This is a genomic window from Paucisalibacillus algeriensis, assembly GCF_000577245.1.
In the GTDB taxonomy this organism is placed as follows: domain Bacteria; phylum Bacillota; class Bacilli; order Bacillales; family Amphibacillaceae; genus Ornithinibacillus.
This window is the reverse complement of record NZ_CBYO010000022.1, coordinates 501,004-517,067: the sequence shown is the minus strand read 5'-3', so window position 1 is coordinate 517,067 and position 16,064 is coordinate 501,004. Positions and strand designations below refer to the sequence as shown.

At 32.5% G+C, this 16,064-nt stretch carries 5 protein-coding genes; all 5 read left to right on the top strand.

Features of this window, described 5'->3' with window-relative positions:
• Positions 1–115 precede the first annotated feature (115 nt).
• The 5 genes from TY11_RS18575 to TY11_RS18560 all read left to right on the top strand — a co-directional run bounded on the left by TY11_RS18575 (position 116) and on the right by TY11_RS18560 (position 16,048).
• On the top strand, positions 116–1,357 hold the full coding sequence (locus TY11_RS18575; protein WP_042149786.1) for a helix-turn-helix transcriptional regulator: 1,242 nt from the start codon (positions 116–118) through the stop codon (positions 1,355–1,357).
• Positions 1,344–1,481: a hypothetical protein gene (locus TY11_RS20550; protein ID WP_155982739.1), complete on the top strand. Its 138-nt coding sequence runs from the start codon at positions 1,344–1,346 to the stop codon at positions 1,479–1,481. Before TY11_RS18575 ends, TY11_RS20550 begins: the two co-directional genes overlap by 14 nt.
• Positions 1,482–1,756: 275 nt before the next feature.
• Positions 1,757–3,130 (top strand): condensation domain-containing protein, encoded by a 1,374-nt coding sequence (locus TY11_RS18570; protein WP_042149783.1) that lies wholly within the window; start codon positions 1,757–1,759, stop codon positions 3,128–3,130.
• A gap of 18 nt (positions 3,131–3,148) precedes the next feature.
• Positions 3,149–8,272, top strand: coding sequence for a non-ribosomal peptide synthetase (locus TY11_RS18565; RefSeq protein WP_042149780.1), 5,124 nt, complete (start codon positions 3,149–3,151; stop codon positions 8,270–8,272).
• A gap of 18 nt (positions 8,273–8,290) precedes the next feature.
• The gene (locus TY11_RS18560) at positions 8,291–16,048 is read left to right on the top strand and encodes a non-ribosomal peptide synthetase (RefSeq protein WP_042149777.1); all 7,758 of its coding nucleotides are present in this window, start codon (positions 8,291–8,293) and stop codon (positions 16,046–16,048) included.
• Positions 16,049–16,064: the final 16 nt, after the last annotated feature.

Genomic DNA, 16,064 nt, shown 5'->3' with positions numbered 1-16,064 from the left:
ACAATTTAGGAAGGAGTTATCAACTTTCTGTAGAATAAATAATTAATATTTACTATATTTAAAATTTTCGGAAGTTAGTAATTCAATAAAAGATAAATTAGGAAGGGGGAGTATGATGAACTTTGGAGATAGAATTAAACACTTCCGAACTTTAAATAATCATACTCAACAAGAAATGGCGAAAGGTATATGTTCTATATCATATTTGAGCAAGATTGAAAATAATGTAGTAAAACCCAATGAAGAGATTATCGAACTATTATGTACTAAATTAAATATTACGAAAAATGAACTTATAACAGAGGAAGAGCTATCTCAAAAAATGCAGACAGAATTAATGGAGTTAAGCTATTTAATTCGTCAAAAAAATCCTAATGTATTATCAAAATATGATGAAATAATAAAGCGATTCAGTAACTTAAATTCACCACAATCTGAATTAGTTAAACAGGTTTTTGGATTTCGTATTGCCTTATATAAGAATGATGGCACAAAAGCTACCTTTTACTATAATGAAATAATAAAAAATTCGACGTATCTACCCGATTGGATAGATTCTTATTACAATCGTTTTTGCGGGCTTTATCACTATATGTACGGCAACTTAGAAGAAGCAAAGTTTTACTACAAAAAGGCTGAAGAGAGCACTTCAATTGAGGAAAAAGAAGAGATTTATTATCAATTGGCACTAGTTTATAATAAACTTCGCGAACTTGGTCTGTCTACCTTTTATTTGCTTCAAGCACATGAGCTTTTTGTTAAAAAAATGGATTATGATTCATGCACTAATTGCAATATGTTATTAGGTATTAATTATCGAAGAATGGGTGAATACCAAAGAGCAATAGAAACCTTCAAAAAAATAATTCAGAAACCATCACCTAATACGGAAGTGGATTTAATAGGGAAAGCTTATCATAATCTTGGTCTCATCTATTCTGATTTGAGAAACTCTGAAAAAGCAATTAGCTGTTATGAGGAGAGCTTAAAGATAAAGAGTCATCCAGAATTAAAAGTAAATACTATGTATTTACTTTCTAAGGAATATTTACTACAGATTGATCGAAAGAACGCTATAAAATGGTACAAGTTAGGGAAAGAAGCGGCTCGAAAATTTAAAAATGAAGCATACATCATAAAATTTAATGTATTACATTATGAGATACTTGATTTAGTAAAAACAAGTGAATATGAACATTATATGACCAACGTTGCAATTCCCTTCTTTGAAAAAATAAAGGAACGACAGACACTTTCCGAATATGTTCAAAAACTAACACTTTATTACGAATCCATAAGGCAATATAAAAAATCATATTTATTATTAAAGGAGGTGAATAATTATGAAAAAGATTAAAAGGCTGACTTTTTTATTTTGTAGTTTAGTAGTTTTATTTGGAGTTTTCAACATCACTAATCCATTATCTTCTGATGATGACTATCCAGATCCGCTTAAGCCGTACTATGAAAAAGAGGTATAAGTAAGAAAGTATTAAATAGCAAAACAAAAGCAGGATAAGAACAATTGTTCTTATCCTGCTTTTGTTTTAGGTCATTATTATCACGGATTTTAATAGATAAATTTATATTGATATATTTTTTTCAAATAAGTAAATTTTGGGTTATTAAGTAAGGGAAAAACGATTTTTTTTCCCAATATCCAATGGCAGGGAAAACAAGATAGGTAATAGAATCTAATATTTAAGCTAGGAATAATAAAAATTCTAGTTAAATATATCTAAGGGGTTGTTAAATAATGAATGATCGGTTGTTATATCCTTTGTCATATAGTCAACAGTCCTTATGGTTAGATCTTCAAATGAAACTTGCTTCTCCTCATTATAACGAAGGTGGAGAAATTTATATTAATGGTTCACTAGATAAGGGACTTATTTCAAAAGCAGTAAACTATCTTATTGCGAATCATGAGATACTTCGAACTAGGATTATTAATAAATCGGACAATCCTATGCAGTACGTAGCAGAATGGAATGAGAAAGATATTCCATTCTATGATTTGACTTTATACTCTGAAGAAAAGCGTACAGAAGAATTAAATCGTATATTACATAGAGAATCGAGGTATAAGTTTGATTTTGAGAAAGAAAATTTTTTCCGTTGTACATTAATACAGCTTGAAAAGGAAAGATTTGTTTTTACTATAGTTGTTCATCACATCATTGCAGATGGTATTACCACTGGTCTAATTACTGATAAGCTATCGGAATACTACAACACCTTACTAAAAGGAGAAGATATAGTAGAAGGCCAAAAGGGTATCACTTTTAAAGATTTTGTTTATAGAGAGAGGGAATGGGTAGGAGGAAAAATTGCAGCGAAGCAATTAGCTTATTGGAAAAAAACATTAGATGGCTGTAGTAAACAATTAAAGTTACCCACTGACTTTGAACGTCCACAAAAAAAGACATTTGTAGGAAATAAAAAATATTTTACAGTTGAACCTATATTGTTTAACAAGCTAAAGGATTTTAGCCGTAAACAAAAAGTAACGCTAAACATGACCATTTTAGCTGGTTTGAGTACTCTCTACCATTTCTATTCAAATCAAAACGATATTTTAATAGGTACTCCAATAGCGAATCGGAATTGGGGTAACAATAAGCTCTTTGGTCATTTTGTTAATCCGGTGGTAATAAGGACTGATTTCTCACTTAATCCAACATTTGAAGAGTTAATTAAAATTACCAGAAAAAATACTTTTGCTGGCATAGCAAATCATAAATTACCGTTTATTAAAGTCGTAAGGGATTTAGGATTAAAGAGTGAAGGGTACTATACACCACTCATCCAAGTTATGTTTACATTTCTAAGTAAGATATTACCAAATAGCATCAACCTTGGGGGAATTGAGCATTTTTGGAAAATCCTAGATGCTAATACTGCAAAATTTGATATAGATATTACCTTTCAAGAATTTGAAAAAGAATTAACTGTAGTAATGGAATATGACACGTCACTCTTTAAACAAGAGACAATAACCAAAATGTATTACGATTTTGAAACCCTGTTAATGCGATTAATAAGTAATCCAGACAGAAGAATATCAATCATATTGGATGAATATGAAACGCAGAATTATTTAGACAATAAATTAAATTATATTTTCTAGGTACTCGGAGGGATAACATTGCCAAACCGTATTATGAGAAAGAACTCCAAAGAATATCAAAAAGTTATTTATGATTGGAATAATACTCAAACTGAACTAGGTAAAAGTAAATGTATGCATACATTATTAGAAGAACAAGTGTTGAAGTTCCCTACACGACCAGCTGTTGTGTATGAGGACGAAGTAATTACTTTTAAACAATTAAATGAGAAAGCTAATCAAGTTGCACACTTTTTGCAAAAAAGTGGTGTCCAAGTAGAGACTAGTGTAGCCATGCTTATGGAACGATCGATTGATATGATAATAGTATTATTTGGAATCTTAAAAGCAGGTGGGCACTATGTTCCTATGGATTTAGATTATCCACTGGAACGTCAGAGGGTAATTTTAGAGGATAGTCAATCAGATTTTATTGTTACACAAAGTAAATATAAAAGTAGATTTACGGATGAAAATAGAAAAGTTATTTGTATAGACGAAATTGAAAATAAGCTCTCTATGGAGAGTGATAAAAATTTGTCTATGGACGTGAAACCAAGTCATTTAGCCTATATTATATTCACATCTGGTTCAACTGGACGACCAAAAGGGGTACAAATCGAGCATGAATCTGTTTTCTATTTTTTCCATTCCTTTAATAGTAATATCTACAGACCTTCAATTGGTAAGATGAATGTAAGTTTAAATGCTCCTGTTGTATTTGACGCTTCAGTGAAGCAGATTGTTAGTCTTTTTTATGGTCATACGCTACATATCATCCCTAATAGTGTCAGAAAAAACCCAGAGCAATTCGTAACATTTATTAGAGAAAATTCAATTAACTTATTAGACTGTACGCCGTCGCATTTAAATGCGTTGATTCAAATGGGCCTATTAGACAACGAGAGATTTGTACCACAAATTATTTGTGTTGGTGGTGAGCCAATTGATAAGAAATTATGGGAAATTACTAGTAAATTTAGTAAAAGTGAATTCTATAATTTCTACGGTCCTACGGAATGTACGGTGAATTCTACTTTTGCACTAATTGAGGAAGGAAACGAACCTACTATTGGACGGCCTAAGGAGAATGTTAAAACGTATATATTAGATGGGCAGCTAAATCCTTTAGACATCGGATCTGTAGGGGAGTTATATATTGGAGGGAAGGGATTGGCTCGTGGATACACCAATATGGAGCTTACGAAAGAGCGGTTTATTAATAACCCGTTCTGTATAGGTGAGAAGATTTATAAAACAGGAGATTTGGTAAAATACACGAATGATGGTCAAATAATCTATATTGGTAGAAGTGATACACAAGTTAAAATAAATGGGTATCGTATTGAGCTTAATGAGATAAATGAGAAGATAAAAAGTCATTCCTTCATTAAAGATAGTGTAGTTCTAGATTATGTGAATAGTAACGGAGTTAAACGTATAGCAGCTTACTATATCTCGGATGGACCCTTGGAAATAGAAGAACTAAAGAACCATTTAAAGAAACATTTACCCCGTTACATGACACCAACTAGGTGGATAAAAATAGCCCGTATCCCCATAGACGTAAACGGAAAGGTTGATAAAAAATCACTTGTTAATCTCCTGTCTGAGTCACAAACAGAAATGGAATGGGATAGTGAATCTATTCCAAAATCTAAGATGGAGGTGTATCTAGCTAATATCTGGTGTAATATACTGGACCTTAATGAAGTAAATCTTCATACAGATTTCTTTGAAGAAGGAGGGGATTCGATATTAGCAACACAGGTTATATCTCAAATTAGAATGGATTTACAAATTGAAGTACCTGTAGAAACATTATTTGAGTATTCTACCATTGATGAGTTTTCCAAAATGGTAGAAACCAAATGCAATAGTAGTGTGATAGAGAATACAGAAATACCATTAGAAAATTTTAGACTCTCCTATGAAGATTATACATTATCCTATTCTCAACGAAGATTATGGTTTTTAGATAAGTTACATCCAAATAGTTCAGTCTATAATGAGTATTTTGCAGTTGAAATTAAGGGTACTTTAGATATATCAATAATGGGAAAAAGTCTTCAAAATGTAGTAAACCGGCATGAGATTCTTCGCACGACATTTTCTGAATTAGATGGGGAGCCTTATCAAGTAGTACACGCTAATCTGGAAGTTAAATTAAATGAGATAAACTTATCGAATATAGAAAATAATGACGCGATCGCAAAGGAGTTAATGGAAAAAGAAATAAGTACTGTATTTCAGTTGTCGGAAGGTCCATTAATTCGCTTTAATTTGATGAAAATGGCAAAAGATATCCATCTATTCTTTATTTCTGTTCATCATATTGTTTTTGATAGATGGTCTATGAATGTCCTTATTAGGGAGATAAGCGAGTTTTATAATTCAGCGTTAAATGGTAGAAATGCCGGTTTAGATCCTATTTTAATTCAATATAAGGAATACAATGCATGGAAAGAGCGTTGGTTTAATGGAGATAGAATGAAAAGTCAATTGGATTACTGGAAAACAAAACTATCTGGAGAGCTTCCCGTATTACACCTACCGACTGACTATTCACGTAAAAATATTCAAACTTACAAAGGTGCACGTGAAAAGATAAAAATACCTAACTCTGTTTTCAATGAGATGAAGAATCTGAGCATAAGGGAAAAGGTAACTCCTTTTATGAGTCTTCTAGCTGCATTTAACATATTATTGAATCGGTATACTAACCAGACCGATCTTCTTGTAGGAAGTCCAATTTCAAATCGAAATCATAAAGAATCTGAAAACTTGATAGGGTTTTTTGTTAATACAATTGTCTTTCGTACGGATCTATCGAAAGAACAAACTTTCAAAGAATTAATGTCTCAGGTCAAGAATTACGCGATCAATGCCTATTCTAATCAAGATTTACCATTTGAAAAGCTCGTTGAGGAGCTAAATCCTAACAGGGATTTAAGTCATTCACCAATATTCCAAGTTATGTTTGCATTTCAAAATACACCAATGTCCTCCTTCCATCTTACAGGTTTACAAACACATCCTTATGAAGTTACGAATAAGACAGCAAAATTTGATCTGACTCTATTTATTGAAGACGATGTCGATGGCATTTGGGCTAAATTTGAATATAATAGTGACTTATTTAAAAGAGAGACTATTAAGCGATTATTAGCTAATTATCTCTGTATATTAGAATCGATTATTAATCAACCAGAGAAAAAGATATCGGAGCTACAAATTCTTCCAAAGGATGAAAGAAAGCTACTAATGAAATTTAGTAGGGGAACAAATGAGGAAAATAATTATAGTAGCATTCACCATATACAAGGACTATTTAAGGATCAAGTGAATAAATTCCCTAATAATGTTGCAGTAGAATGTGAGAATAAGCAACTAACGTACAAAGAACTAGATGAAAAAAGCAATCAGTTTGCAAACTATTTAAAGGAAATGGGAATAGGAAAAGATTCAATTGTATCAATAAATTTAGAACGATCCATAGAACTTATCATAACAATTATGGGGACATTAAAAGCTGGCGCTGCTTATAACTTAATTGATATAAATTATCCTACCGAGCGTGTAAAGTATATGGTTATAGATTCGCATTCTCGTATTCTAATTTCTAATCATAGCAACATATTTAATGAATCAGAGCTTGGTGATGCGTTAATGGTCTTATCGCATAATAAATTAAAACAAGAAATAAATGGGTACTCAACGAAGGAATTAGCTTTACGGTATGATCCGGAAAGTCTTGCTTATATTAATTATACATCTGGTTCAACTGGTATGCCAAAAGGAGTAATGGTCACGCATAAATCATTATCTAATTACCTACACTGGGCAGTACATCATTATTACGATACAGGTGGATTTGGTTCAGTAGTGCATACTTCGATTAGCTTTGATTCTACTATTACAGTATTATTACCGCCTCTTTTAATTGGAAAAAAGGTAGTCCTAATACCGGAATCATATCACTTATATGAGGTATCTAAAAAACTGATGGAATATAGGGGAAGTAGTGTCTTGAAAATGACCCCATCCCATCTGAAAATTATCAATGAGGAAATTCCTTCTGAAGAACTTGTTGGACTTACTAACAAGATAGTTCTTGGAGGGGAACCATTACCAAAAGGAGTAGTTGATCATTGGAAAAAGTATTCTCCAAAAACTATTCTTATTAATGAATATGGACCAACCGAAACAGTGGTTGGTTGCTCAACATTTACTGCATCGGATTATAAGGGCAGTTACGATTATATCCCCATTGGAAAGCCTATAACAAATTCTAAATTGTATGTATTAGACAAGCTATTGAACCCAGTTCCAATTGGTGTGCCTGGGGAGTTGTATATAGGTGGAGTGGGAGTGAGTAAGGGTTATCTCAATAAAAGTACATTAACAAAAAACAGTTTTATTCACAATCCGTTCAGTACAGATGCTAGAGATAGATTATACAAAACTGGTGATATCGCTAAGTTTCAGGAAGATGGTAATTTAATTTTTTTAGGAAGAGAAGATTCACAAATTAAGATAAGAGGTTACAGAATTGAGCTTGGAGAAATCGAGGAGAACATAAGAAATTATTCTGCTATTAAGGATGCTATCGTAACGGTAGGTAAGGATTTTATGAATGAAAATGAATTGTTGGTTTACCTAGTGATAGAAAATAAAGATCCGTTCTCTATAACTGAATTAAAAGACTATTTGAAGAAATGTCTACCAGACTATATGGTTCCATCAAAATATATGATTCTAAAAGACTTACAACTTACGCCAAACGGAAAACTAGATTTAAAACGACTTCCTAAATTTGAAAGAATGGAACAAATTAATTCCAAATATATAAAACCCAGAACTCCAGAAGAAAGAACGATTGCGGACATATGGAGGGAAGTTTTAGGAGTACAATCTATTGGAATACATGATAACTTCTTTAAATTGGGAGGGCACTCCTTATTAGCAATCAAAGTTGCAACAAAGATAAACGTAGAATGTAACACAGATATTTCATTAATTAAACTATTTGAATCTCCAACACTTAAAGATTTAGCTGAAGAAGTATATAAGATCAGGAACACAAAACAACAGGTTCATTCGGAAGTTAAAATTGGTAGGATTTCTAGAAATCAGTTTGTTAGAAGATCAATTCAACGTTAGTTAGGAGGATATATATTTATGGATTTCAATGAATTGCACTTTGAAGTACCTGCATCTTATGCCCAAAAAAGATTGTGGTTTATCGATCAATTGAATCCTGATAAACCTGTATATAATGTTACGTTTGCATTTTCCTTAACGAACAAATTGGATATATTAGCACTTGAAAAAAGTATAAATAAAATTGTAGAGAGGCATGAAATTCTTAGAACTACTTTTATACAAAGGGACGGTGAGCCTTTTCAGTCAATCTCTCCATCTATATCTGTCCCATTCAATGTAGAAGACTGTACATTTTTTTCTCAAAGTCAAAAAAACGATAAATTGATAGATACTTTACATGGCGAATCACGGAAATCTTTTGACTTAGAAACGGGTCCGTTAATAAGGACTAAGTTATTGAAGATGGATAAGGAGCACTTTGTATTAATTATCGCTTTGCATCATATCATTTTTGATGGTTGGTCAAAAGAGATATTTCTCAACGAACTATCCGAGTTTTATAACATGTATACAGAAGGTTTAGAAACGGAAAAGTCGGAATTACCAATACAATATGCTGATTATTCAGTGTGGCAACATAATTGGCTTCAAGAAGAAAACATGGATCATCAATTGACATATTGGAAAGAAAAGCTTAGTGGAGAGTTACCTGTCTTAAACCTACCCTTGGACTATGCCAGACCCCGTGTTCAATCATTTGAAGGGGCTAAAAAGCAGATTGTATTATTGAAGGAAGTAAAAGATAAATTAATGCATTTCAGTAATCAAGAAGGTTGTACTTTATTTATGACACTCTTGACAGCCTATAAAGTATTTTTATATCGCATAACTGGACAAAGAGACCTATTAATTGGCTCACCAGTAGCGAACAGGAGTCAAAAGGAAACAGAAGACTTAATTGGCTTTTTTGTAAATACACTTGTTTTCAAAACAAGTATTGAGGAAAATAATACCTTTAAACAGTTAGTTCGGAAAGTTCGAGAAACATCTGTAGAGGCTTACCAACATCAAGAGTTACCATTTGAAAAATTAGTAGAAGAATTACAACCAAATAGGGACATGGGCCATTCCCCTTTATTTCAAACCATGTTTGTTATAGAGAATCAATCTCATTCCTTATTAAATTTAGCTAACATTAAGAGTGATGCCATTCCCATTGATAATGGTACCTCAAAGTTTGACTTAACCTTATTCGTTGATATTAATGAAGAAACAATTAACCTGAAGTTTGAATACAGTTTAGCAATTTTTAAAGATGAAACGATAGCCATTTTGTTGGATAGTCTAAAGACTCTTATAGAAGGAATTGTTGAAAATCCTAATGAGTTAATTTACAAGCTTCCAATCGTTTCGGAAGTCTATAAAGAAAAGCAACATAATCAATGGAGTAACCAAATTCAAATAGATCAAAAGGCAAAATGCATTCATCGATTATTTGAAGAACAGGTTATGAGAACTCCTCATCATGTAGCTGTTACCTATGAAAATGAAAGACTAACATACCAAGAATTGAATGAAAAGGCAAATCAACTAGCTCATTATTTAATAAAGCAACGGGTAAAAAAAGATACACCTGTTTGTGTATATATGGAGCGCTCAACTGATGTAATTGTTGCGATAATTGGTATCCTAAAAGCCGGTGGATGTTATGTTTTTCTGGATCCAGATCTGCCAAATAAAAGATTAGATATGATAATAGAGGATACAAGACCAGCATTAATTCTTACTAATAACTACACCATGATTCAAAATAGAATTGATTTTAACAGTGAAGTAGTGCTAATAGACAAGGAAGAATTGACTCATGAAACTACAGAGAATATTAAAGAAGCAGATTCTCTACAGCAATTAGCTTATGTTATTTATACCTCTGGTTCAACAGGAAGACCAAAGGGCGTGGCAATAGAACATTCACAACTTCTTAATTATTGTCAAGGTGTTTCTGGAAAAATAGATTTTCATAAAGATAGTAACTTTGCAATGCTTCAATCTTTTGCTGTCGATTTTGGTCATACAATGTTGTTTCCACCATTATTAAATGGCGGAAACATACATATCATTTCTAAAGAACTAATTTTTGAACCTAATTTATTATTAGATTATTTAAGTGAAAAAGAAATAGATTATTTAAAAATAACACCAACACATTATGCAGCATTACAAAATAAAGAAAATAATATTAGATTACTCCCTAGAAAAGCACTTATTTTTGGAGGGGAGCCACTTAGTAGAAAGCTAATTCAAGATTTACAGTTATTAGATTCTTCATGCACAGTATTTAATCATTATGGTCCATCTGAAACAACGGTTGGTGTATTAATTTATGAACTAACAAAAGAAGACATCCATAATACATCGTTACATGTACCTCTGGGGAAACCGATTCCGAATACACGGGTATATATTTTAGATGAACATTTACAGCAAGTTCCTACTGGGATACCTGGACAGTTATATATTGCTGGAGATTCGGTGGGAAGGGGATACATTAACAATAAAGACCTGACTAATCAATATTTCCTGTCTAATCCTTTTGAAGAACATTCAAGGTTATATAAAACCGGTGATGTAGTGAAGTATCTACATAATGGAAATATAGAATTCGTAGGAAGAAATGACAGACAGGTAAAAATTAGAGGACACCGCGTGGAATTAAATGAGGTAACCGCTGTTATACGTAAACATAAACAAATAAAGGATGTTGTAATAAAAACAGTTGGAGAGCAAGATAAAGAAATTGTTGCTTTCCTTGTTATAGATCAGGATAATCCATTGGATATTTCAAAGCTACAACATTATTATAGGGAAATTTTACCTGAATATATGATTCCAACAAGATTTATTGCTCTGGAAAAACTACCATTATTATCGAATGGGAAAGTAGATATAAAGTCATTAGAAGTTCCAGAAGAAAGTATGGAAAAAAATACGTCTAAAACCAAACCTAGAAATTCAACGGAACAACAGATTCATGAACTAATTAAAAAACTATTGGATAAAAATATAATAGATATTCATGATAATTTTTTTGAACTCGGTGGCCATTCCTTATTAGCTATTAAGTTCGCTTATCAGTTAAACGAAACCCTCGAAATAAATATACCAGTAAGGTGGATATTTGAGTATCCAACTATTTTTAGGTTGTCCCATCAGATAGAAAAATCTAAAGAAATACTTACTAAAAATAATAATTTAGAGATGATTCCAAGAGTAAGTCGAAGTATTCCACAAATGCTTTCGTATGACCAAAAGCGTATTTGGTTTATGGATAATTTAGAACCAAATAGTTCTTTATATAACGAATATTTAGCTTTAAGCATTAAGGGTTCATTTGAAATAGATATTCTCGAAAAAAGTATAAATCGAATTATCGATCGTCATGAAATTTTACGTTCAACCTTTGAGGATAAAGATGGGGAGCCACAATTAATAATACATGAGAATATAAGAATTGATATTGACTTTGTTGATTTGTCAAACCGAGAAGGAAATGTAATTTTAGATCAATTAATTATAGAAGAAATTGATAAACCTTTTGATTTACAAACGGGGCCATTAATACGGTGCAAGCTTATAAAAGTAGGTGAATTAGATTATAAGCTTGTCATTGTTATTCATCATATTATCTTTGACGGTTGGTCAATCAATATTTTATTAGATGAATTATCTATTATTTATGAGGAAATCCAAGCAAAAAAAGAACTTAGCTTACCTGAGTTATCAATCCAATATGCGGATTACTCTAACTGGCAAAATAATTTGTTTTCAGAGGAAAAACTTAGCGAAAAATTAGGGTATTGGGAAAAAAAGTTGGGTGGAGATTTGTCGGTTCTAAACTTACCAACAGATTATCCTCGCCCAAGTCTACCAAGCTATCGGGGTTCCAAAAAGAGGCTAAGACTTTCAAAAGAATTTAAAAATAAGTTACTTGAAATTGGAAGAAAAGAAGAAGCCACACCATTTATGGTGATGTTGACAGCTTTTAAAGTTTTACTCTATCGATATACAGGTCAAACAGATCTTCTTATCGGTACACCGGTTGCTAATCGTAGTAGAAGAGAAATTGAAAACTTGATTGGCTTATTTGTTAATACATTGGTCGTTCGTTCTGACTTAACACAGGAAATCAGTTTTAATGAATTACTGAGGCAGGTAAAAGAAACTACCCTTGAAGCTTTAGCTAATCAAGATTTACCTTTCGAAAAGTTGGTAGAACAATTACAACCAAATCGAGATATCAGTCATACACCAATTTTTCAAACCATGTTTGTATATAACAAACCAACCAATTCTTTACAAATAGGAGATGCACACTCTACTCCATACAAAGTAAATAGTAAGAATGCTAAATTTGATCTTACTCTGTATGTAAATGAAGAAGATTCAGGGTTGGATATCATATTGGAGTATAGTACTGATTTATTTAAGGATGAAACAATTACAAGAATGGTTCATCATTTCCAACAGTTATTAATAAGCATCTCAGATTACCCTAATGATAGTATCGGAACCTTAAGTCTATTATCGAAACAAGAAAGAAACAAACTGGTATACGAATGGAATCAGACAGAGGTATCGATTCCGAATAATGCTTGTTTACATGAACTAATAGAGAAACAAGTAGAACAAAGCCCAAATGCAGTTGCAGTCAGAATGGGGAGTAATTATATAACCTATTATCAGTTAAATAAGCGAGCGAATCAGTTAGCTAATTACTTAAGAGGATTAGGAGTCCAAACTAATATGCCGGTTGGTGTTTGCCAACACCGTTCCATTGAGTTAGTAGTTTCTCTTCTAGGCATTATGAAGGCTGGGGGGGCTTATGTTCCGTTAAATGTTGAAGGGCCAGAATCCCGTAATTTATCTATTCTAGAGGAATCAGGTGCCAGAATATGTTTGATAAACGAAGATATAAGGGCTAATAATTTAGCAGACATCAAGTTAGTAAATATAAAGGAAGCAAAAAGTGAATTAGAAAAAGAAGACAGCGGAAATTTATCCCTCGGGCAAAAATCTAATAGTTTGGTTTCTGTTTATTTTACTTCTGGTTCAACAGGGAAACCAAAAGGAGTAGCAAATCTTCATCAAGGATGGGTCAATAGGATGCTTTGGATGCAGCAGAGATATGGCTTACGAGAGGGAGAAGCAGTATTACAAAAGACCACCTTAACATTTGATGATTCCGCGGTAGAATTCTTTTGGACGTTGATGTTTGGTGGATGTATTGCACTAATGGAACCGGAATTACACAAGGACCCTAAAGCTATATTAGATTCTATAATCGATAATAGGGCTTCCTTTGTACAGTTTGTACCGAGCATGTTAACACTTTTTCTAGATGAGATATCTGAAGAGAATAAAGATAATCTTACATGCCTAAGAGAGGTCATATCCAGTGGGGAAGCTTTAATGCCTTCAGTAGTAGAAAAATACTTTTCAAAATTAAATGTAAATCTAAACAATCAGTGGGGAGTTACAGAAGTTTCAATTGATTCCACGGTTTATACAGTTAAGCCCAATCAAACCTTCCCAAAACATGTAATACCTATAGGTAAACCAATAGCAAATAACACTATCTACATCCTTGATAAGCGATTACAACCAGTTCCAGTTGGAGTTCAAGGAGACATCTATATTGGCGGAATTGGTTTGGCGGATTCGTACATTAATAACCAGGAAAAGACAAAGGAGTCGTTTATTGAGAATCCTTTTGTCCATAGTCAAAAGATGTATAAAACCGGGGATAGAGGATACTTTCTCACAGATGGTAATATTGTACTTTTGGGAAGAGAAGATGATCAAATAAAAATTAATGGCCAACGTGTTGAAATTGGTGAAATTGAAACAACTATCTCTAGCTACGAAAAAGTTAATAACTGTGCTGTTGTTGCAGTCAAAAAAGGAAGTAAATATGTATTGAATACCTTTTATACATTGGAAAATAGGGAGTCTATCGAGGGTTCTATAACACCAATTACAAATCATGAATTCAGAACATTCCTAAAAGATAGACTACCAGGGTATATGATACCCCATCATTTTATTTTGATGGAGGAACTTCCAGTGGGAACTAGTGGGAAAATTGACCGAAAGAGTTTACAGAGATTAGAAAATAAACATACGGAATATAACATGGATTTTATCGCTCCACAAAGTGAAATAGAAGCGAAGGCAGTGCAAATCTGGAAGGATATTTTAGAAGAAGAAATCGTAGGTGTTACAGATAACTTTTTTGAATTGGGTGGTCACTCATTAGATGCTGTAAGGGCAAATAAGAGAATGAATAGAGAATTAGGAATAAATATGCCTTTAATTGAATTTTTTAGAGATCCGACCATTAAGTCTATCTTGGACAATGCTTTAGTGTGGAAAGAAGAATCATTACCTCAGCTTTCTAGAGTATTAGAAGAAAATAAAAGGTACCCATTATCTCATGCACAGTTAAGACAATGGATTCAACATAAATTTGATCAGCAAAATGCTTTAGGATTTAAATATGTTGCAGAAATCAATGATGAAATCGATGTTGAAGCAATGAAGTTGGCTTTTAGGGAATTGGCCAAAAGACATAGTACATTGCGGACCATTTTTGAAGAGCATGAAGGCATACCATATCAAATGATAATGAATGTTATTCCAAATGAGTTAGAGTTTTACGATTTATCTTCTTATATGGATGAAATTAAGTATGCCAAATTTAAGAACCTACTTAATGAGTACTTAGCTACTCCATTTGACCTCGCAAAAGGTGGGCTAATTAAATTAAGACTATATAAGTTAAACGAAAAGCAATATGTATTGGTACGGAGAATTCACCATATTGCTTGGGATGGTTGGTCGCACAATATCATGATGAGAGAATTAGAGCATTACTATCAGCTATTTAAGGTAGACAAAGGTTTAGAAATGAAATCACCATTCCCTTATCAGTATGTGGATTATTCAGAATGGCAAAATCGACTTCTGTTAGAAGGGAAGTTAAATCATCAAAAAGATTATTGGATTAACAAACTAAATGGTTTTAATAGTCCTCCTAGATTGTCAAATGATGAAAATTTGGTGTTTGAGAAAATGGAACCACAGTTATTATCTTTAGATTCGGACGAAACGAAAACATTGAATGAAATATCAAAAAAATACGGTGTAACTCCTTATATGACTCTTTTAACGGTCATTAAAATGTGGATTTCCAAAGTAACAAAAGAGACGGATATAACGATTGGCTCACCATATGCAGGAAGAACGCAGCCAGAACTTGAAGAAATTGTAGGAATACTTAATAACCCTGTCGTATTACGGACTAATCTATCAGGAAATCCAAGTTTTATAGAGGCTCTGCAAAGAGTAAAGGAAACTGCATTAAACGGACAGGAAAATCAGGATTTCCCATTTGATATAGTTATCGAAGAACTGAAAAAAGGTAATTCGTTATATAACATTATTTTCATTTGGCAGAATGCAAGTGAAGCATTCCCTACCCTTGATGGGATGAGATTAAATCATTTTTCATTAAAGGACTACTTGGAAGGAGAAGATGTGCTAACGGAGTTACCAGAGGATCCATCTGTTCAATACGACTTATACATTCAAGTTACATCAAAAACAGAAACAAAAATAAAAACTTACTATAATTCTACTCGTTTTAGTAGTCAAACTGTGGAACGTTTTTTACAGGAAATTTATTCTACTTTAAAACAAGTATTGGAAAACCACCAAATTAGAGTAAACCAAATTGACTTAACGGAACAAGTAAATCTTGATGCAATTTTTTAAGAAGGGAGATTTATAA